Here is a 20,395-nt window from a genome sequence, read left to right on the forward strand (position 1 = left end):
TGTCACCAGGCAGGGAACGCGGAGTCGGGGTAGCCCGGACAGCCGTCGGCCCGGAGGGAGCGAGCCGCACGGGGACACTCCGGCCCTCCGGGCCGACCAGCCGGAACTTCCTACGCGGCCGTCGCCAGCCGCTCCCGCTCCCGCGGGACCAGGCCCACCCGCGGATGCCCGTGGTGCCAGCCCACCGACAGGCGCAGGTTGCCGACGCGGGCCAGGAACAGGCCGATCGTCACGGCTGCCGAGGCGGCGATCACACCGCCGGCCGCGAGGCCCGCCCGGACGCCGTACGCGTCGGTGATCCAGCCGGCGATCGGGGCGCCCAGAGGGGCGCCGCCCATGAACACCATCATGTAGAGGGACATCACCCGGCCCCGCATCGCCGGGTCGGTGCTCAGCTGGACGCTGCTGTTGGCGGTGACGTTGACCGTCATGCCGAACATGCCGATCGGGACCATGAGCAGGGCGAAGAGCCACAGGGACGGGGCGAGCGCGGCCACTATCTCCAGCGTGCCGAAGGCCACCGCGCCCGCGACCAGCACCCGCATCCGGGCGGTGCCGCGCCGGGCGGCGAGCAGGGCGCCGGCGAGGGAGCCGACCGCCATCAGGGTGTTGAAGAGGCTGTAGGAGCCGGCGCCCGCGTGGAAGACGTCGTCGGCGAAGGCCGACAGGTACACCGGGAAGTTGAAGCCGAAGGTGCTGACGAAACCGACCAGGACGATGGTCCAGATCAGGTCCGGGCGGCCCGCGACGTAGTGGAGTCCCTCCCGCAGCTGGCCCTTGCCGCGCGGGGCCCGCTCGACGACGTGCAGGTCGCGCGACCGCATCAGCAGCAGGCCCGCGATGGGCGCGACGAACGACATGCCGTTGGCGAGGAACGCCCAGCCGGTGCCGACGCCGGTGATCATGAGGCCCGCGACGGCGGGGCCGATCAGACGGGCGGACTGGAAGTTCGCGGAGTTCAGGCTGACCGCGTTCTGCAGCTGGTCGGGGCCGACCATCTCGGAGACGAAGGTCTGACGGGCCGGGTTGTCGACGACGGTCGCGAGACCGACGGCGAAGGCGGCCAGATAGACGTGCCAGACCTCCACATGCCCGGAGAGGGTCAGGAAGGCGAGCGCGAGACCGGTGACGGCCATCGCGGACTGGGTGACCAGCAGCGTGGGCCGCTTGGGCAGACGGTCGACGAGGACACCGCCGTAGAGCCCGAAGAGCAGCATCGGCAGGAACTGGAGCGCGGTCGTGACGCCGACGGCGGTCGAGGAGCCGGTGAGGCTGAGGACCAGCCAGTCCTGAGCGATGCGCTGCATCCAGGTGCCGGTGTTGGAGACGACCTGGCCGGCGAAGAAGAGCCGGTAGTTCCGGCTCTTCAGGGAGCTGAACATCGAGGACTTCGAGGACCTGTCGGGATGCTCGCGGGTAGAGGTGGACGGTGCGGGGGCGGAGTCTGCTCCGGATCCCGTACTCAAAAGGATTCGCCTCCTCAGGACCGATTACAGGTGTGCGAGCTTCTCCAGCACGGGGGCGGCGGCGCGCAGTTTGGCCCACTCGTCCTCGTCCAGTCCGTCGACCAGGGTGGCCAGGAAGGCGTTGCGCTTGGCGCGGCTCTCGGCGAGCATCGCCTCGGCCTGTTCCGTCTTCGTGACGACCTTCTGGCGCCGGTCCTCGGGATGCGGCTCGAGACGGACCAGCCCCTTGCCCTCGAGCAGCGCCACGATGCGGGTCATCGAGGGCGGCTGCACATGTTCCTTGCGGGCGAGCTCGCCCGGGGTGGCCTTGCCGCAGATGGAGAGGGTGCCCAGGACCGACATCTCGGTGGGGCTCAGCGACTCGTCGACCCGCTGGTGCTTGAGCCGACGGGACAGTCGCATCACGGCGGAGCGTAGGGAGTTCACGGCGGCAGCGTCGTCGCCATGCGTAAGGTCCGGCATCTCTTTAGCGTAACTCATTACTCTCGCTAAACAAGCTGGCGCGCGCAAGGATTCCCGTGAGGCGGGCCACTAAAACAGGATCATCACCCGTACGAGTGAGACGGCAGCGGAATGTGAACGCCACCCGTCGAGGCCCGCGACCCTCGTGTCCATGGGGACCAGCGTGCTCAGCCTGCGGATAGACGGGGAGCTGCTCGAACGGCTCCGGGACCATGCGGCAAAAAGGGGAATGAGCGTCCAGGACTATGTCGTCCGAACGCTCATCCGGGATGACTTCGACGAGCGGTTCCAGACCGCCGTCGAGGAGACGGAGAAGTTCTACGGGGTCACGTGACCCTTCCGGATCATGTGAGGCCCAGGGCCGGCATCAGGTAGTAGAAGGCGAAGACGGCGGCGACGACATGCATCGCGGCGGGGATCTCCTTGCCCCGCCCGGCCGCCAGCCGCAGCACCACGAAGGTGATGAAGCCCATGCCGATGCCGTTGGTGATCGAGTACGTGAACGGCATCATCACCATGGTCACGAAGGCCGGGATGGCGATCGTGTAGTCCGCCCAGTCGATCTCCTTGACCGAGTTGGACAGGATCAGGAAGCCCACCGCGAGCAGCGCCGGGGTCGCCGCCTGGGACGGGACCATCGTGGCCACGGGAGTCAGGAACAGCGCCACGGTGAAGAGGCCACCGGTGACGACGTTCGCGAAGCCGGTGCGCGCGCCCTCGCCGACACCCGCCGTGGACTCCACGAAGGCGGTGGTGGCCGAGGAGGAGCTGGCACCGCCCGCGGCGACCGCGAGGCCGTCGACGAACAGGACCTTGTTGATGCCCGGCATCTGCCCCTGGGCGTCGGTCAGCTTCGCCTCGTCGCTGACGCCCATGATCGTGCCCATCGCGTCGAAGAAGCACGACAGCAGGACCGTGAAGACGAAGAGGACGCCGGTCAGCACGCCGACCTTCTCGAAGCCGCCGAACAGACTGACCTTGCCGAGCAGCCCGAAGTCGGGGGTGGCGACCGGATTGCCGGGCCACTTCGGCGTCGTCAGACCCCAGGACGGGACCTTGGCGACGGCCTCGATGATCATCGCTACGACGGTCATGGCGACGATCGAGATGAGGATCGCGCCGGAGACCTTGCGGACGATGAGCGCCAGGGTGAGCAGGGCGCCCAGGATGAAGACCAGGACCGGCCAGCCGTCGAGGTGGCCGTTGCCGCCGAGCTGAAGCGGGACGGTCGTCTGGGCGACGTCCGGGATGCGGGAGACGAAGCCGGAGTCGACGAGGCCGATCAGCATGATGAACAGGCCGATACCGATGCTGATGGCCTTGCGCAGACCGAAGGGGACCGCGTTCATGACGCGCTCGCGCAGACCCGTGGCGACCAGCAGCATCACGATGAAGCCGGCGAGCACCACCATGCCCATGGCGTCCGGCCAGGACATCCGGGGCGCGAGCTGGAGCGCGACGACCGAGTTCACACCGAGGCCGGCGGCCAGCGCGATCGGGACGTTGCCGATGACGCCCATGAGGAGCGTGGTGAACGCCGCCGTCACACAGGTGGCCGTCACCAGCTGACCGTTGTCGAGCTGGTTGCCGTACATGTCCTTCGCGCTGCCCAGGATGATCGGGTTCAGCACGATGATGTAGGCCATCGCGAAGAAGGTGGCGAAACCGCCGCGGACCTCGCGGGGGAGCGTGCTGCCCCGCTCGGAGATCTTGAAGTAACGGTCGAGGGCGCCGTATGCGGGCGCACCACCCGGCTGATCGGGCGCGGGGACCTTGGCGGGGGCCGAGGTGGACATGTTTTGGTGTTTCCTACGATGAGAAGTGGTCAGAGGCAAACCGTTTCAGTATGAACATATAACGCGGCCCCCCACTATCTCCGCGCGTAGAACTGATCGCCTCGTAAGCTGTGCTCCATGGCGAAGTGGACCCCCAAGCACGAGGCACCGGAGCCCCTAGAGGGGCCCATCGTGCCGACCATCATCGGCGGCACGATCCTCTGGTTCGTCCTCTTCCTCGTCCAGCTCCCCTTCTACGGCTGGTTCGACGACCGCGGACACGCCTGGTGGGTGTGGACCTGTCTGGCCGGCACCGGGCTGGGGCTGTACGGCGTCTACTTCGTCAAGAGGCGCGACACCGCCATCAAGCGGGCGGCGGCAGCGGCCGAGGCTCCTGCGGCGGAGTGAGGGGCGTCCCGTACAACCACGGCACCACTCCCCCCACCGGTCCGTCCTACCCAGGTCGGATCTTCCGGCCACTCGGCATGTGAAGCCGTAAATCCGCACGTACCGTCGAACGCATGACGCACATCGACGCGGGCGCCGAACTCGATCCTGTGCATCCCGTTCCCGTCCCCGCCACGGCGGCGACCGGGCTCTCCGCGGCCAAGGTGGCCGAGCGGATCGCGAACGGTCAGGTCAACGACGTCCCGGTGCGCAGCAGCCGGTCGATGGCCGACATCGTCCGCGCCAATGTCTTCACCCGGTTCAACGCGATCATCGGTGTGCTCTGGCTGATCATGCTGTTCGTCGCGCCGTTCCAGGACAGCCTGTTCGGGTACGTGATCATCGCCAACACCGGGATCGGCATCATCCAGGAGTGGCGGGCGAAGAAGACCCTCGACTCCCTCGCGGTGATCGGCGAGGCCAAGCCGACGGTACGGCGGGACGGGGTGGCCCTGGAGGTCAGCACCTCCGACATCGTGCTGGACGACCTCATCGAGATCGGGCCCGGCGACAAGGCCGTCGTGGACGGGGTGTGCGTCGAGGCCGACGGTCTCGAGATCGACGAGTCGCTGCTCACCGGCGAGGCCGACCCCGTGGTCAAGCAGCCCGGGGACGAGGTCATGTCCGGTAGCTTCGTCGTCGCGGGCGGCGGGGCGTTCCGGGCGACCAAGGTGGGGCGTGAGGCCTACGCCGCCCAACTCGCCGAGGAGGCCTCCCGGTTCACCCTCGTCCACTCCGAGCTGCGCTCCGGTATCTCCACGATCCTCAAGTACGTGACCTGGATGATGATCCCGGCCGCGACCGGCCTGGTCATCACCCAACTCGTCGTCAAGAGCAACGACCTCAAGGACTCCATCGCCCGCACGGTCGGCGGCATCGTCCCCATGGTGCCCGAGGGGCTCGTCCTGCTGACGTCGGTCGCCTTCGCGATAGGGGTCATCCGACTTGGCCGAAAACAGTGCCTCGTGCAGGAGCTGCCGGCCATCGAGGGTCTCGCCCGCGTCGACACGGTCTGCCTCGACAAGACGGGCACGCTGACCGAGGGCGGCATGGACGTCACGGAGCTGCGGCCGCTGAACGGCAGCGACGAGTCGTATGTACGCAAGGTGCTGGGCGCCCTGGGCGAGTCGGATCCGCGGCCGAACGCGTCCCTGCAGGCGATCATCGACGCCTACCCGGACGCCGAGGACTGGCGCTGCACCGAGTCGCTGCCCTTTTCCTCCGCCCGCAAGTACAGCGGAGCGACCCTCAGCGAGGGCAACGGGGAGTCGAGTACATGGCTGCTGGGGGCGCCCGATGTGCTGCTCGCGGCGGACGACCCCGCCCTCGCCGAGACCGAGCGGCTCAACGAGCAGGGTCTGCGGGTGCTGCTGCTGACGCGGGCCGCGCGGGAGCTGGACGAGCCGGCGGTGGCCCAGGGCTCACGGGCCACCGCCCTCGTCGTCCTGGAGCAGCGGTTGCGGCCCGACGCGGCCGACACCCTGCGGTACTTCGCCGAGCAGAACGTGCGGGCCAAGGTCATCTCCGGCGACAACGCGGTGTCGGTGGGCGCGGTGGCCGGGAAGCTCGGGCTGACCGGGGCGACGGTCGACGCGCGCGCCCTGCCCACCGACAAGGAGGGCATGGCGAAGGCCCTCGACGAGGGCACGGTGTTCGGGCGGGTCACCCCGCAGCAGAAGCGGGACATGGTGGGCGCGCTGCAGTCCCACGGGCACACGGTCGCGATGACGGGCGACGGGGTCAATGACGTCCTGGCGTTGAAGGACGCCGACATCGGGGTGTCGATGGGCTCCGGCTCCGAGGCGACCCGGGCGGTGGCGCAGATCGTGCTGCTCAACAACAGCTTCGCGACGCTGCCCTCGGTGGTCGCGGAGGGGCGCCGGGTCATCGGGAACATCACGCGGGTGGCGACGCTGTTCCTGGTGAAGACGGTGTACTCGGTACTGCTGGCGGTGCTGGTGGTGTGCTGGCAGGTGGAGTACCCCTTCCTGCCGAGGCATCTGACGCTGCTGTCCACCCTGACGATCGGCGTCCCGGCCTTCTTCCTCGCCCTCGCGCCCAACAAGGAGCGGGCGAAGCCCCACTTCGTGCGGCGGGTCATGCGGTACGCCATCCCCGGCGGGCTGCTGGCCGGGGTCGCGACCTTCGTGACCTACCTGATCGCCCGTCACCACTACACGGGCAAGGGCGCGTTGGACGCGGAGACGAGCGTCGCCACGCTGACCCTGTTCCTGATCTCGATGTGGGTGCTCGCCATCATCGCCCGGCCCTACACCTGGTGGCGGGCGGCGCTGGTGGCGTCGATGGGCGCGGGGTTCCTGGTGGTGCTGGTGGTGCCGTGGCTGCAGGACTTCTTCGCGCTGAAGCTGGTGGGGGTGACGATGCCGTGGATCGCGGTGGGCATCTCGGTGGTGGCGGCGGCCGTCCTGGAGTTGACGTGGAAGTGGATCGACCGCCGCGTGACCGCTTAGCGCTGGGCTGGAGCCGGGGGGGTGGGGGGTTCTGTTGTGTGCCGAGTGCTGCGCCGTGGGGGCTGGTGGCGCCCGCGCGGCGGTAGCCGCAAATGAATACAGCCCCGCGCCCCTGAAGGGGCGCGCCTATCTACTGCACGTCTACGTAGTCGCCCGTTGCGCTCACTGACGGGGTCGTGGTCGTGCCCGCGAAGCTGTAGCGGTAGTAGCCGTCGGTCGAGGCCGTGACCGTGGTGCTGAGGTTGCCGGTCGAGGTGGTGTTGATCGTCTTCAGCGTGGTGTACGTGGTGCTGCCCTTCTTGCGGAACTGGAGCTTCACGGGCTGGGTCGCGTAGCCCGCGTACTTGTTGGTCTCCCAGTTGGCGCGGGCCAGCTTGCCGGTGACCGTGATGGTCCTGCCCTTCGTCACCGGCTCAGGGGAGGCGTTGACAGTGAGGGTGGCCCTGCGCTGGAGCTTGGTGGTGCCGAGGCCGCCCTGCCAGGTGAGCCCGCCGTTGTCGTCGGCCGCGAGGGCGCCCAGCTTCCAGCTGCCCGCCTCGGCGTTGACGAGGTCGCCGTCATCCTCGGAGGCGTCCGGACGGAACTGGATCTTCGCCGTGCACTTCAGGACGGTCGAGGAGGACGCCGTGCAGGTGCCGGGGCCGTCGCCGAGGAGGAGGTCGTCGGAGTTCACGCCGAGGGTGTCGCCACGGTAGAGGACGGGCCCTGTCTGGAAGGTGTCGGCGGCCAGGGTCGCGGGCTTGGTCACGGTGTACGTCGCGGCGACCGTGACCTGGGTCGTGGTGCCGACCACGATGTTCTTTGCGCTGTTCACCTTGAGCTCGGAGAAGGTGACGGCGGGCCCGGCGGTGGTGCCGGCCTGCGCGGCCGGCACGGCGAGGGCGGTGAGGGCCAGGGCGCCGGTCACGGCGGAGACGGCGGCCAGAGTGGCTCTGTTGCGCATGTGCGTTCCCCAGGGGGAGAAGTGATCTAGGAGTCTGTTGACTCGTGGGATCAGATCCGTGACACCCGGGGTGAGTTGTATGGGTGGGTGCGGATTTTGTCCTAGCCTGCACAATGCTTGAATCTTGGAGAGATTCCGAGGGAATCCGTTGGGCTCCGCATGACCAAGCACGAACGCCGGCCCCGGACGGCTTCCGGGACCGGCGTGTCGTAGGGGCTCTGCTTACTTCACGTCGACGAAGTCACCCGTGGCGCTGACCGCCGGGGTGGTCGTGGTGCCCGCGAAGGAGTAGCGGAAGTAGCCGTCGGCCGACGCCTTGACGGTGGTGCTGAGGTTGCCGGTCGAGTTCGACTTGATGGTCTTGACCGTGGTGTAGGTGCTGGAGCTCTTCTTGCGGAACTGCAGCTTCACCGACTGGCTGGTGTAGCCGGCGTACTTGGCGGTGTCCCAGTTGGCGCGGGAGAGCTTGCCGGTGACCGTGATGGTCTTGCCCTTCTTCACCGGCTCCGGCGAGGCGTTGACCGTCAGCTTGGACAGGCGCTGGACCTTGAACGCGTTGGTCTTGTCGGTCACGGCGACACCGACGTTGTCCAGGTTCGGGTTCTCCGGGTCCTCGCCGTTGAACGCGACGGCGAAGCCGGCGGCCTTCCAGGAGCCGGCGTCCTCGTTCAGCAGGTCCGCCGGGTCGACCTCGACGGTGGCCGTGCAGTTGGCGACGGTCGCGGAGGCGTCCGTGCAGTTCGCGTCGCCGCTGTCGAACCACCAGATGGAGTTGTAGAAGTCCGTGCCCCGGTACAGCTCGACGCCGCCGAAGAAGTCGGCGGCGTAGATGTCGACGTCCGCGGCGTGGTTCAGCGTGAAGGAGACCGGGACCTTCACCACGCTGGTGGTGCCGACCACGATGTTCTTGGCCTTGTTGACCTTCACGTTGGAGAAGGAGGCGTCGAGGGCGTAGGGGGTGCCCTCCACGGCGGTGGCGAACGCGGACTTGGCGGAGGCGGACGCGGCGGCCTCGTGCGCGGCGGAGACGCCGACGGGAACCCGCTCGTCGGCCTGCGCGGCCGGCACGGCGAGGGCGGACAGGGCCAGGGCGCCGGAGACGGCGGCCACGGTGGCGCGAATACGCATGTGTTTCCTCAAGGAAGAGAATGTGGGAGGTACCGGGCCCCGGACACGCCGGGACCCGGTGGGGTGGTGCAGGGACCGCTGTCGCCTACTTCACGTCGATGAGGTCACCGGTGGCGTTGACCGCCACGGTGGTCGTCGTGCCCGCGAAGGAGTAGCGGTAGTAGCCGTCGACCGACGCCTTGACCGTGGTGCTCAGGTTGCCCGTCGAGTTCGACTTGATGGTCTTGACCGTGGTGTACGTGCTGGAGCTCTTCTTGCGGAACTGCAGCTTCACCGACTGGCCGGCGTAGTTGACGTACTTGGGAAGCGGGTAGGCCTCCCAGTCGGCCCGGGTCAGCTTGCCGGTGACCGTGATGGTCTTGCCCTTCTTCACCGGCTCCGGCGAGGCGTTCGCCGTGAGCTTGGCGGCACGCTGGAACTTGAAGGACCCGGCCTTCTCCTTCCAGACGTAGTCGTCGTCCTTGGCGTCGATCCACGCGTTGACGTACCACGTGCCGGCGCTGGCGTTGCTGAGGTAGTCCGTCTGCGGGTCCACCGTCACCGACGCGGTGCAGGTCGACGTGGTGGCGCTGGCGGCCGTGCAGGACGGCTTGCCGGTCGTGAGGAAGCCGGTGCTGGGGCCTTCCAGCGCGAACTCCTGGGCTCCGGCGATACCGGAGTTATCCGTGGCCGTCACGCTGACCTTGATGGTCTTCGCGGCCGAGGTGCCGATGGACACCTTGTTGTCACCGTCGACGACAACCTTGGTGATCTTGATGTCACCCTGGCTGCCGTCCGCCTGCGCGGCGGGCACAGCGAAGGCGGAAAGGGCCAGGGCGCCGGTGACGGCAGCCCCGATGGCTCGTATACGCATGCGATCCCCGTGTGGAGAAAGGGCCCCGACGGTCGTCGTCCCCCACGGCGATCGCCTACACGTCGGGGCCCAAGTGATCAAGGAGTCTGTTGACTCATGTGATCAGATCCGTGACAGGAGTGAATGGTTGTACGAGTGGTGAGAAATTTGTGCGAGCTTTTCGAAGATCACCTGCACAGGTCAGTCGAACCACCGGTCGCGGGCCAACTCCGCCGTCCGTGACGGGTCTTCCAGCAGCGCCGCGACCTCGAAACGACGCGGCCACTGCCCGGCCGCCCAGGCGAGTCCGGCGGCGACGCCTTCGAGCGTCGAGGCATGCAGGACACCGTCGTTGGTCAGCCGCCAGTCCAACTCCACCCCGTCCACGACGAGTTCCTCGTGCTCGACGTACGTCGTCGGCGTCCGCGACCCGAGCAGCACCCGCACCGGCTCCGGTACGTCGTGTTCGACGCCCTCGGAGTCCACCGACCCGGTGACCGACTCGCTCAGCCGCCGCACCTGGAACAGTTCCGCCAGCTCGGCGGCGCGCGCCGGACGCACCGGCAGCAGCGGCATGCCCGCGGTGAAGGGCAGCAGGTCGGGTGAGTCGACGACCACGGCGCCGGCCGCGTCCACCACCTCGACCCGCCCGTCGACAACGGCCCGCAGCTCGTCGGGCAGGGTCACCTGCTCGGGGTCCAGGTCGGCCAACGCGCCGTAGAGGGCGTGCAACTGGGTCCCCGTCACATCCCGCGACGGGTCAGCGAGGCGGTCGAGCAGCTCCGCCGCCCCACCCGGCTCCTCCAGCAGCGCGGCCACCGACGTCCGCACGCCGAGCGCCCGCAGCACCTGCTCGTCGTCAAAGCCGGCCGCGTCGGCCTCCTCGTACAGGCCCCGCAGCAGCGGGTCCCCGCCGGCCGCGAGCAGACCGGCCGGGCGGCGGCCGTCGAGCACCGGGTGACCCCGCAACCACCATGCGGTGTAGGGTCGTACGACTTCATGGGTGCCGTCCGGCAGCAGGATCCGCACCGGCTGGGTGAGCGCGTCCCGCAGCGGCGGCCGGGCGAGCAGAGCGAGCGCCTGCGGCCAGCACTCCTCGTCCACCAGGTCCAGATCGCGTACGGCGATCAGTTCCGTGGCGACCGGCGGGACCGGCGAGTCGGGGAAGCGGTCGAGGATGTCCTCGCTCCACACGTCCACGGCGTCCAGCAGGCCCGCGTCGTCCGGCTCGGCGAAGTCCCCGTCGCGCGGCTCCAGTTCGTCCGGGTCCAGGACCACGTCGGTGGCGCGGACCAGCGCGAAGGTGGCGAGCACGCCACAGGCGGCCAGGGGCTGTTCGCCCCAGCGCTCGGCCAGCTCGGCGTCCACGGTGGCGAGTTCCCCCTCGCGCATGATCTGCGCGAACGGGCTGCCGGGGAGGACGAGTTCACCGGCGGGCGCCGGTTCGCCGTCCTCGTCGGGCAGGGCGAGCGCACCGAGCCAGGACTCGTCGCCGGGCTCCAGGCCCGCGTCGCGGACGAGGGCGAGGACGGTGTCGGCCAGCTCCTCCGCGTCCAGGGTGTCCTCCTCCCACGCCCCGCCGTCGTCGTCCATCGACGCGGCGACCGCGGCCCGCACCTGCGGGGTGGTCAGCACCGCACGCGGGGAGGCGGGGAGCGCGCCGAGCTTCTCCAACAGGGGGTGCGCGGCGTCCGGGTGGGCGACCTTGAGGCCGAGCCGGGCGAGCACCTCCGGGTCGATGACGGCGCTGTCGGCGGTGGGGAGGAGGACCTGCCGGGGCCCGATGGTCGTACGGCCGTCGGCGAGCGGGACGGGAAGGCCGGACAGCCGGTCCGGGTCCACCCCCGCGAGGCTGTCGTACAGGCTGCGCCACCAGCCCGGCTCCTTCTCCAGCCCGGCCAGCCGGTCGACGGCGTCGGTGAGCGGGAGGCGGGCGACGCCGAGGGTGCGCAGTTCGACACGGCGTTCGAGTCCGGCGGGGAGGAGCGTGGGGAGGACTTCGGCGAGGACGCGCACGGTGTCGGCGCCGGCGCCCTCCACCACCTCCGCGTCCCTGGGGCGCAGGGCCTCGGGCAGGTCGTCGTCCTGGTCGGGGGTCAGGGCCGGCGGCAGGAAGGCGGTCCGGGGCAGCCGCTCCAGGATCGCCTGGCGCAGGGCTCCGTCCAGCTCGCCCTTGCCGAGCGGGCCGGGCACGAGGTCGATGATGCCGGCCGTCACCGGCCGCCACGCGGCGAGCAGTTCGACGTACGCGTCCGCCGCGCGCTGCACCACGAAGTCGGTCAGCGGACCGGGCGCCGCGTGCCGGCGGGTGGGGTCCAGCGGGAAGGAGGCGATGAGCAGCGCGGGCACACCGAGCGGCTCGTCGCTGGGCGTGGGGGCATGTACGACGGGGTTGGTGCGGGGGCGGGCCGGGGTGCCGTCGGCGTCGGCGGGGACGGCCCAGGTGACCGACCAGTGCGGCCGCAGCCGCTCCTCTACGGGACGGTCGGCGAGGAGGTCTGCGGTGAGCGGCCCGTTCGAGGCGGCGACCCGCCACCGGGTCGCGCCCTCCCGCGAGTCCTCCACGACGGTGAAGGCGTCCTCGGTGCGGCGGCGCAGGGTCCGGGTGGTGTCCGTCTCGATCACGACCTCCTCCAGCCCGGGGAGGGCGAGGAGCAGGGCGTCGTCGACGGCGTTCAGGAGGCGCTCGGCGAGGTCGGCGGCGGCCGGGTCGCGCAGGGGCAGGATGACGGCCGTGTCGTACGGGTCGGGGGCGGTGCCCTCGGCGGCGAACGGGAGACGCAGGAGCGGGATGTGACCGTCGCGCCGGCGGATCTCGTCGCCCAGCCCCGGGCTGTGGCGGGCGACGTCCGCGGCCCGCTCCCGGCCCTCGACGAGCGACCAGCGGACTCCGCCGTGGCGGCCGACGACCGCGGGCTCGTCGGTGACGGCGAGGACGGCGGCGAAGCCGACGCCGAAGCGGCCGATGGCGGCGGTGTCGCGTTTCGCGGAGGCCCGCAGGGTGGAGAGGGACTCGACGCCGGTCGCGTCCAGGGGTGCGCCGGTGTTGGCGGCGACGAGGACGCCGTCGCGGAGGGTGAGCCGGAGGCGTCCGGGCACGCCGGCCCTGGCGGCGGCGTCGGCGGCGTTCTGGGCGAGCTCGACGACCAGTCGGTCCCGGTAGCCGCCGAGGGCGAGGTCCTCCTCGGCGTTGGCGTCCTCACGGAACCGGGCGGGGCTGGTCGCCCAGGTGTCGAGCACTCCCCGCCTGAGACGGGCGGTCCCGAACGGGTCGGCTCCCTCGGCTGCGGGCCGCACGAACTTGCTCACGTTCAACACTCTCCTCGTCGGCGTGGGGTCGAAGGTACCGCGAGGAGAGGGGATCGTAGATCGGGGAGGCCATGTCCGGCCGGGACGGCCGCGGGCCCACGGCGAAGCCGCCGCTGAACGCGGTCTCGCCCCCGCCGCCCCTACCCGTCCCATCCCTGGGGGCTGCCGCCCCCAGACCCCCGCTTCGGCCCCGAAAGGGCCTCGTCCTCAAACGCCGGACGGGCTGAAAAACGCGGACCGGCGCCGAGAGGCGAAGCCCCCGGCGGGTTCGGGGCGGCGACAGACTCGTTTCCGGGCGCCGGGCGGCCTCAGGCCTACGAGTGGCCCAGTTCTGCCGCTGCCTCGTCCGAGATGTCCGGGACCGAGCCTGAGTCCGGTGCCGGGCGCAGGGGGAAGGGGTCGACCCTTGTCTCGTCGATCACCGGGGCCGCCGGACGCGGGGGCTTCGGCATGATCGCTGCCTCGGAGTGGCCGCCACAGCCGTACGACAGGGAGACCACGCGGCCGTCCGCCGGGGCGAACTCGTTGGCGCAGACGCCGAAGGCCTGGCCGAGGGAGCCGCCGATCGGCTGGAGGAAGCCGCAGCTGACGCAGGTCGCGGGGGCCGCCTGGGCCATCGGGGTCTTGGCGCCGTACGACTCGTCCCAGCGGTCCGCGGCGGTGTGCAGGCCGTAGCGGGACAGGACCCTGGCCCGGCGCATGCCCAGTTCCTCGGCGACCGAGGCGATCGAACCCCGGGTCGGAGCCATGGGGAGGTTCGACGGCGTGCCGGCCGTGACCTCCGCGTCCTCCGCCTCCACCAGCTCGGCCATCTCCTCGGAGACGGCGGAGCTCGGTACCGGCTCGTCCTCGCCGGAGTAGCCGGGTTCCAGGCGGAGGTCCTCGGCGTCGGTGGGGAGCAGATCGCCGGGGCCCATGTCGCCCGGGCGCAGGCGCTCGCTCCACGGCACCCACTCGGGGGCCAGCAGGGCGTCCGAGCCCGGCAACAGCACGACCTCGTCGAGTGTCACCACCTTCGCGCGGGATGCCCGCGCCACCGTGACCGCCCAGCGCCAGCCCCGGTAGCCGAGCTCCTTGCACTCGAAGAAGTGCGTGACGACACGGTCGCCCTCGGACTCGAGCCCCGCGTGCTCGCCGACGACGCCGGGCGCCGCCGCCTCCTCTGCTGCGGTGCGTGCGAGGTCGACGGCCTCGGCGCACAGGCGGTCGGGGGTGCGGCTTCGCGTGGTCGCTGCGCTCACAGGTATCGCTTCTCTCCTACGCCGTCACTGTAGGTGCGTACGCCGGGGGCGAGGGTGGCGGACGGAGCGGACCCGGGGACCGCGTCAACGTCCGCGCCCGCTCACGCTCGGGCGCACCTGTGCCATCCATTGTGCAAGATGGCTGAGATACGCACGCTACCTGCTCGCGTGCGCTCGGCCTACACCGACGGGACGTTTGGCACCCCCGCACCGGTCTCGGTATGGCCACGGCAAGTCCGTAAATGCGCGTCCATACGCGCGGTAACCGCACTACGAACGCCTCAGTCGGGGCACTATGACGTCGTGGCAGCCGCGAAGACACCCCAAGGAGCCACCGGGATCGGTGGGGCCAAAGGGATCAAGGGGAGCAGCCGACGCAACGGCACGGGCCGGGTGCGCGGCTCCTTCCGCTCGGTCGGCCGCGCCCTGCACTTCCCGGTCACCGGGCCCGCCCGCGGCATCCGCAAGGCCACGCACGCCCACGGGGCCGGGGAGTCCGGTCTGGGCAAACTGATCGAGCTGCACGGTGTGAACGGCGCGGGCGATGTGATGATCACGGTCGCGCTCGCCTCCACGGTCTTCTTCTCGGTTCCCACGGACGAGGCCCGCGGGCGTGTCGCCCTCTATCTCGCGATCACCATGGCGCCCTTCACGGTCCTCGCCCCGGTGATCGGCCCGCTCCTGGACCGCCTGCCGCACGGCCGCCGCGCCGCGATGGCGGGCGCGATGCTCGCCCGGGCCCTGCTCGCGCTGGTGCTGTCCGGGGCGGTCGTCACCGGCAGTATCGAGATGTATCCGGCGGCGCTCGGGGTCCTCGTGTCCTCCAAGGCGTACGGCGTGGTCAGAAGCGCCGTGGTGCCCCGCCTCCTGCCACCCCGTTTCTCCCTGGTGAAGGCCAATTCCCGGGTCACCCTCGGCGGGCTCCTCGCGACCGGCATCGCCGCGCCGATCGCCGCGGGACTGCAGTCGCTGGGCCCGCGCTGGCCTCTCTACGGCGCCTTTGTGATCTTCATCGCGGGCACGTTCCTGTCCTTCACCCTGCCGCCGAAGGTCGACTCGGCCAAGGGCGAGGACGTGGCGCTGCTGGCCGCGGACGAGGAGCACCTGCACGGGCCGCACCTCCGGCCGGTCAAGCGTCCCGGGCTGCGCACGGTCGGTATCGCGGTCACCCACGCCCTGGGCGCCAACGCCGGTCTGCGCTTCCTCTCCGGGTTCCTGACCTTCTTCCTGGCGTTCCTGCTGCGCGAGCATCCGCTGTCCGGGGAGAGCGCCGCGGTGTCGCTGGGCATCGTGGTCGTCTCGGCCGGCGTGGGCAACGCGCTCGGCACGGCGGTGGGGGCGGCGCTGCGCCAGCGGGCTCCGGAGATCATCATCGTGACGGTCGTCGCGTTCGTCCTGGGCATCGCGATCACCGCCGCGATCTTCTTCGGGGCGTTCCTGGTCGCGGTCCTCGCCGCGGTCGCCGGGTTCGCGCAGGCGCTGTCCAAGCTGTCCCTGGACGCGCTGATCCAGCGGGACGTGCCCGAGCAGGTCCGTACCTCGGCCTTCGCGCGCTCGGAGACCCTGCTCCAGGTGTCCTGGGTGTTCGGCGGCGCCGTCGGCATCGTGATGCCCCTGAACGGCTCCCTGGGGCTGTCGGTGGCCGCGGCGATCGTCGCCGTGGGCTGGCTGGCGACGGTGAAGGGTCTGCTGAGCTCGGCCCGCCAGGGCGGCGCTCCCCGCACGCGCGTGGCCTAACGCACGGCACGCCGCACCCCGCGTAACAGCACGGCTGGCACTGCCCGATAGCCTTCGGCCATGACCTCCATGCAATCCGCTGTGCGACGCCGCCGCGCCGTCGCCGCCGCCGGCGCCGTTTCCGCCGGACTGCTCGTCCTGTCGGCGTGCGACAAGCCGACGCCGCGCGCCACCGTCACGGTCGGCAAGAACTCGGTGAGCGCCGAGGCCGAGTGCTGGGAGGACGGCGACAACCTGGGCCAGGAAAAGGCCACCAAGTGCGCCCTGAAGAAGGCGTCCGACTCGATCGACGTCCCGCAGAGCGAGACCCTGCGCATCGGCGTCGACCCGGAGATCGCGGACACCGGCTGGGCGCTGTGGATCAACGGCCAGCAGGTCACGGACGTCTACAAGACGACGTACTACTCCTTCCAGGGCGTCGACCTCTTCGCCAGCCAGCAGGGTCAGGCCGCGCCGAAGCAGCTGTACATCAGCGTCGTCCAGCAGGACAAGCCCGGGGCCACCGGAGCCAGCAAGGAGTTCAAGGGCGTCTGGAACTTCAAGCTCGTCAACGACAACGCGTAAGCGCTACGACGTCGATGCGCATCCTCGTGGCCACCGCGGTCCCGGTCGAACGGGACGCGGTGGCTCGGGCGTTTGAGGGGGCGGCGGTCGACGTCGTCGCCGTCGGGGTCGGTCCCGCCCTCGCCGCCGCCACCACGGCCACCGCTCTGGCCGGCACGCCCTACGGCCTCGTCGTCTCCGCCGGGATCGCCGGTGGCTTCCAACCGGAGGCCCCCGTGGGCTCTCTCGTCGTCGCCGACGAGATCACCGCGGCCGATCTGGGCGCCGAGACCGCCGAGGGCTTTGTGCCGGTGACCGAGCTGGGGTTCGGGACCGTCACCCACCGTCCCCCGGAAGCACTCGTACGGGCCGCCGTGGCCGCCACCGGGGCCCGCCGCGGCGCCGTGCTCACCGTCTCCACCGTGACCGGCACCGTCGCCCGCGCGGCCGCGCTCCGCGAGCGGCACCCCACCGCCCTCGCCGAGGCCATGGAGGGGTTCGGGGTCGCCGAGGCCGCCGCCCTGCACGGGGTGCCGGTGCTGGAGGTGCGGGCCGTGTCCAATCCGGTCGGGCCCCGAGACCGTGCCGCCTGGCGGATTCCGGACGCCCTCGCCGCGCTGACCGACGGCTTCGGGAAGCTCGCGCCCGTACTGGAGAGTTGGAACCGACATGACCGGTGACCCGATGCAGATCGCGTACTCCCCCTGCCCCAACGACACCTTCGTCTTCGACGCGCTCGCCCACGGCCGCGTCCCCGGCGCGCCCGCGCTCGACGTGACGTTCGCGGACATCGACATCACCAACGGCATGGCCGAGCGCGGTGAGTTCGACGCGTTGAAGGTGTCGTACGCCGTGCTGCCGTACGTCCTCGACGAGTACGCGCTGCTGCCGTGCGGCGGCGCGCTGGGACGGGGCTGCGGGCCGCTGGTGCTGACCCGTGGACCGGGGGATCTGACGGGTCGTACCGTCGCCGTGCCCAGCGAGCGGTCGACGGCGTATCTCCTCTTCCGCCTCTGGGCCGCGGACACGATCCCCGGCGGTGTCGGCGAGATCGTCGTCATGCCGTTCCACGAGATCATGCCCGCCGTGCGGGACGGAAAGGTCGACGCGGGGCTCGTCATCCACGAGGCGCGCTTCACGTACCAGAACTACGGGCTGCACAAGCTCGCGGACATGGGCGAGCACTGGGAGAACACCACCAGGCTGCCGATCCCGCTGGGCGCCATCATCGCCAAGCGGTCGCTCGGCGCGCAGACGCTGACGAACCTGGCCGATTCCATCCGTACGTCGGTGCGCGCCGCCTGGGACGACCCCGAGATCTCCCGCCCGTACGTCATGGAGCACGCCCAGGAGATGGACCCCGCCGTCGCCGACCAGCACATCGGGCTGTACGTCAACGAGTTCACCCATGATCTCGGCGTCGACGGCTATGCGGCGGTGCGGGGGCTCCTCACACGTGCGGCGGCCGAGGGGCTGGTGCCGCCCCTCGGCCCGAATGCACTGTCTTTCCCTTAGAAATCCAGCAGTTCTATACGTCGAGCTGGTCGGCGACCGCTCGCAGCAGGCCCGCGATCTTCCCGCCGGCGGCCTTGTCGGGGTAACGGCCCCTTTCGAGCATCGGTGTGATGTTCTCGAGAAGGGTCGTCAGATCCTGGACGATGGAGGCCAACTCGTCCGGCTTCTTACGGGTCGCCGCCGCGACCGACGGGGTCGGATCGAGGATGACTACGGAAAGGGCCTGGTCACCGCGCTGTCCGGCGACGACCCCGAACTCCACTCGCTGGCCCGGCTTCAGGGCCTCGACTCCGGCGGGGAGGACCGAGGAATGGACGAAGACGTCACCGCCGTCGTCGCGGGAGAGAAAGCCGAAGCCCTTCTCGCTGTTGAACCACTTGACCTTGCCGGTAGGCACGTCTGTTCCTCGTCCTCGTACTCGTCGGAAAACTGCTTCTGAAACGGCTCTTGATAGCACTGGGGCGGGTCGTCGGGACCCGCCGGTACCAAGGCTAATGGTCTTCAGGCCGGTGACAAGACGTCGCCCGGTTGTTCCTTCGGGCAGGGAACTACCCTGGTCCGGTGCGTGACAAAACCCAAACGAATTCCTCCGCGCCCGGTGACCGACTGATCCGTGCCGGAGCCATCGTGTTCTTCATCGGTACGGTGGCCACACTCGTCACCGTGGCCCCGCTGCTCCTCGGAACGACGCCCTTTCCGACATACATGTTCGGACTGAGCATGCTGATGGGCGTCGGCTTCCTGCTCGCCGGCGCGGGCGTGCTCCAGTCGATCGCGGCGGGGCGGCGTCAGGCGCGGGCCGGACGGTAGCCGGCGAGCCAGTCCGGGAACCCGGTGAGGTCGGCGAGGACCACGTCCGCGCCGGCCGCGGTCAACTCCGCCGCGCTGCACGGGCCGGTGGCCACGGCGACCGAGAGCGCCCCCGCGGTCCGGGCGCCGCGCACGTCCCCGAGGTGGTCGCCGACGTAGACGCTCGCGCCGTGCTCGCGCAGCGCCTGCGCCTTCTGCTCGGCCCACAGATCGCCGATCACCGCGTCGGGGCCGAGGCCGAGGTGCTCCACGTGCAGCTTGGCGCTGGGCTCGTACTTCGCGGTCACGACGATCGCCCGCCCACCGGCCGCCCGCACGGCGGCGATCGCCTCACGGGCGCCGACCATGGCGGGCGACGCGGCGATCGCGATGGCCGGATACAGCGACCGGTAGAGATCGGCCATGGCCGGGATCTCGTCCGCCGGGAACCAGTGGGCCAGCTCCTCCGCCAGCGGGGGACCGAGCCGGGTGATCGCGAGGTCGGCGTCGATGTACGTCCCGGTCCGCTCGGACAGCTCCAGGTAGCAGGCGCGGATGCCGGGGCGGGAGTCTATGAGGGTCATGTCGAGGTCGAAGCCGACGGTCGGGGCGGAGATGGGTGCAGTGGCCATATGGGCCATTGTGCCCAGCCGGTACGACAGTCCTACCTCTGCCTCTGGGATCGCCAGACGAGGAACAGGGCCGACGCGACGGCCGCGCCGCGGATCACCCACGGCCAGGTGTCGGCGATCGCGTCGTTCATGTGCCCCTTGACGATGGGGTCGCCCCAGCGGCCCTCGGTGCGGCCCCACAGCCACACGATCCCGGCGGTGAGCGCCAGGCCGGGCAGGAACATCACCGCCCACTTGGTCTCCGCCTCGGTCAGCCGCCGTGAGGCGTAGGCGATGAGCCAGCCGAGGAGAAGGACGACGAGGTTGCCGAGGACCGCGCCCACGACGAGGAGACCCGCGGCGATCAGCAGAAGGGGGTTGGTCCACTTGCCCTTGGGGAGGGAGAGCAGCCGGCGGCGCGTGGCCGGGGCCTCTTCGACCTCGACCCCGGCTTCGGTCTCGGGCTCGGCTTCCGGCGCCTTCTCGACGACCGGCTTCGGCTCCTCCTTGGGCGGCGGGGGCTTGAGCAGCTCCGGGATCTCCACACCGCCGACGAACCCCGCCGGGAGGCTCTCCCCGACCCCGAACGGGGTGCTGTCCGTGCGCCACCAGTCCGGCTGGAGCGCGCTGTTCCCGATCTCGGCCTCGCTTGCGAGGTGGGGCGGCGCGGGTGCCTCGTCCACCGTCTCGGCGGGACGCGGCTTCGGGACGGGGACGATACGGCGCAGCCCCTTGGGGCGGGGGATGCCGGTGTCCCGGTCCCGCTGCACGGGTACGGCGGTGGGGGCCGGGGTGGCCCGGGCCTGCGGTACGGCGCCGGTCGCGGCTCCCTCCGAGGAGGTACCCCCGGCCGCGGTGACGACGTCGTCGGGGCTGCCGAGACGGGCGATGATCCGGCGCACGGCCGCGGGACTGTCCACGGGGACCTTCGCCCGGCGCCGGTCGATCTCGTTGCGCAGCTCCGAGACCAGGCGCATCCGGGTGCCGGACGGCAACTGCCGCTGCTGGGCCACGTCACCGACGCGGCTCAGATACTCGTAGACGACCTGGTCGCTCTCGATACCCACGAAGTCCCTCCGGGGGGCGGCGCGTTGAATCCCCGGGGATGACCGTATCGCGCGTGATG

At 70.6% G+C, this 20,395-nt stretch carries 19 protein-coding genes; 8 read left to right on the plus strand and 11 right to left on the minus strand.

What is annotated here, in order from left to right; genetic code table 11:
* Positions 1–110: 110 nt before the first annotated feature.
* Together OHU89_RS22825 and OHU89_RS22830 are read right to left on the minus strand one after the other, a co-directional pair.
* The gene (locus OHU89_RS22825) at positions 111–1,382 is read right to left on the minus strand and encodes an MFS transporter (protein WP_405645444.1); all 1,272 of its coding nucleotides are present in this window, start codon (positions 1,380–1,382) and stop codon (positions 111–113) included.
* Between the two features lie 108 nt (positions 1,383–1,490).
* Positions 1,491–1,928, minus strand: coding sequence for a MarR family winged helix-turn-helix transcriptional regulator (locus OHU89_RS22830; protein WP_046259087.1), 438 nt, complete (start codon positions 1,926–1,928; stop codon positions 1,491–1,493).
* A 145-nt stretch (positions 1,929–2,073) separates the two neighbouring features.
* Here OHU89_RS22830 and OHU89_RS22835 point away from each other — a divergent pair, with 145 nt between their 5' ends.
* Positions 2,074–2,262: a ribbon-helix-helix protein, CopG family gene (locus OHU89_RS22835; protein WP_405645446.1), complete on the plus strand. Its 189-nt coding sequence runs from the start codon at positions 2,074–2,076 to the stop codon at positions 2,260–2,262.
* Positions 2,263–2,272: 10 nt separating this feature from the next.
* Here the strand turns inward: OHU89_RS22835 and OHU89_RS22840 are convergent, their stop codons facing one another.
* Positions 2,273–3,724, minus strand: coding sequence for an NCS2 family permease (locus OHU89_RS22840; RefSeq protein ID WP_405645448.1), 1,452 nt, complete (start codon positions 3,722–3,724; stop codon positions 2,273–2,275).
* Between the two features lie 117 nt (positions 3,725–3,841).
* Between OHU89_RS22840 and OHU89_RS22845 the strand changes: the two genes are divergently transcribed.
* Both OHU89_RS22845 and OHU89_RS22850 read left to right on the plus strand, forming a co-directional pair.
* On the plus strand, positions 3,842–4,111 hold the full coding sequence (locus tag OHU89_RS22845) for a DUF2530 domain-containing protein (protein WP_405645450.1): 270 nt from the start codon (positions 3,842–3,844) through the stop codon (positions 4,109–4,111).
* Positions 4,112–4,224: 113 nt separating this feature from the next.
* Entirely contained in the window at positions 4,225–6,621 is a 2,397-nt protein-coding gene (locus OHU89_RS22850; protein WP_405645452.1) for a cation-translocating P-type ATPase, read from the plus strand.
* A 130-nt stretch (positions 6,622–6,751) separates the two neighbouring features.
* On the opposite strand, the gene OHU89_RS22855 is transcribed toward OHU89_RS22850, so the two are convergent.
* The 5 genes from OHU89_RS22855 to OHU89_RS22875 all read right to left on the minus strand — a co-directional run bounded on the left by OHU89_RS22855 (position 6,752) and on the right by OHU89_RS22875 (position 14,074).
* Positions 6,752–7,564, minus strand: a complete 813-nt coding sequence (locus tag OHU89_RS22855) for a hypothetical protein (RefSeq protein ID WP_405645453.1) — start codon at positions 7,562–7,564, stop codon at positions 6,752–6,754.
* Between the two features lie 222 nt (positions 7,565–7,786).
* On the minus strand, positions 7,787–8,692 hold the full coding sequence (locus tag OHU89_RS22860; RefSeq protein ID WP_405645455.1) for a hypothetical protein: 906 nt from the start codon (positions 8,690–8,692) through the stop codon (positions 7,787–7,789).
* A gap of 85 nt (positions 8,693–8,777) precedes the next feature.
* The gene (locus OHU89_RS22865) at positions 8,778–9,545 is read right to left on the minus strand and encodes a calcium-binding protein (protein WP_405645457.1); all 768 of its coding nucleotides are present in this window, start codon (positions 9,543–9,545) and stop codon (positions 8,778–8,780) included.
* A gap of 180 nt (positions 9,546–9,725) precedes the next feature.
* Complete coding sequence (locus OHU89_RS22870) at positions 9,726–12,833, minus strand: sacsin N-terminal ATP-binding-like domain-containing protein (RefSeq protein WP_405645458.1); 3,108 nt, start codon at positions 12,831–12,833, stop codon at positions 9,726–9,728.
* Between the two features lie 314 nt (positions 12,834–13,147).
* Positions 13,148–14,074, minus strand: a complete 927-nt coding sequence (locus tag OHU89_RS22875; RefSeq protein ID WP_405645460.1) for a DUF3027 domain-containing protein — start codon at positions 14,072–14,074, stop codon at positions 13,148–13,150.
* A 303-nt stretch (positions 14,075–14,377) separates the two neighbouring features.
* Between OHU89_RS22875 and OHU89_RS22880 the strand changes: the two genes are divergently transcribed.
* Genes OHU89_RS22880 through OHU89_RS22895 form a run of 4 tightly spaced genes read left to right on the plus strand, consistent with a single transcriptional unit; the run spans position 14,378 to position 17,869 of the window.
* A complete protein-coding gene (locus OHU89_RS22880; RefSeq protein WP_405645461.1) occupies positions 14,378–15,811 on the plus strand; it encodes an MFS transporter in 1,434 nt (477 codons plus the stop codon).
* Between the two features lie 60 nt (positions 15,812–15,871).
* Positions 15,872–16,375, plus strand: coding sequence for a hypothetical protein (locus tag OHU89_RS22885; RefSeq protein WP_405645463.1), 504 nt, complete (start codon positions 15,872–15,874; stop codon positions 16,373–16,375).
* A 14-nt stretch (positions 16,376–16,389) separates the two neighbouring features.
* Complete coding sequence (locus OHU89_RS22890; protein WP_405645465.1) at positions 16,390–17,034, plus strand: futalosine hydrolase; 645 nt, start codon at positions 16,390–16,392, stop codon at positions 17,032–17,034.
* Positions 17,024–17,869, plus strand: coding sequence for a 1,4-dihydroxy-6-naphthoate synthase (locus OHU89_RS22895; RefSeq protein WP_405645467.1), 846 nt, complete (start codon positions 17,024–17,026; stop codon positions 17,867–17,869). The genes OHU89_RS22890 and OHU89_RS22895 overlap by 11 nt, the downstream gene beginning before the upstream one ends.
* Positions 17,870–17,882: 13 nt before the next feature.
* On the opposite strand, the gene OHU89_RS22900 is transcribed toward OHU89_RS22895, so the two are convergent.
* Positions 17,883–18,266, minus strand: a complete 384-nt coding sequence (locus OHU89_RS22900) for a cold-shock protein (RefSeq protein ID WP_323185146.1) — start codon at positions 18,264–18,266, stop codon at positions 17,883–17,885.
* A 164-nt stretch (positions 18,267–18,430) separates the two neighbouring features.
* On the opposite strand from OHU89_RS22900, the gene OHU89_RS22905 reads away from it, so the two are divergent.
* Entirely contained in the window at positions 18,431–18,679 is a 249-nt protein-coding gene (locus tag OHU89_RS22905) for a hypothetical protein (protein WP_266890779.1), read from the plus strand.
* Here the strand turns inward: OHU89_RS22905 and OHU89_RS22910 are convergent.
* Together OHU89_RS22910 and OHU89_RS22915 are read right to left on the minus strand one after the other, a co-directional pair.
* A complete protein-coding gene (locus OHU89_RS22910; protein WP_405645469.1) occupies positions 18,658–19,299 on the minus strand; it encodes an HAD family hydrolase in 642 nt (213 codons plus the stop codon). The two genes, OHU89_RS22905 and OHU89_RS22910, sit on opposite strands and share 22 nt — an antisense overlap.
* 23 nt (positions 19,300–19,322) lie before the next feature.
* Positions 19,323–20,336, minus strand: a complete 1,014-nt coding sequence (locus tag OHU89_RS22915; protein WP_405645471.1) for a hypothetical protein — start codon at positions 20,334–20,336, stop codon at positions 19,323–19,325.
* Positions 20,337–20,395: the final 59 nt, after the last annotated feature.

The sequence above is a fragment of the Streptomyces sp. NBC_00019 genome (assembly GCF_045041015.1).
In the GTDB taxonomy this organism is placed as follows: domain Bacteria; phylum Actinomycetota; class Actinomycetes; order Streptomycetales; family Streptomycetaceae; genus Streptomyces.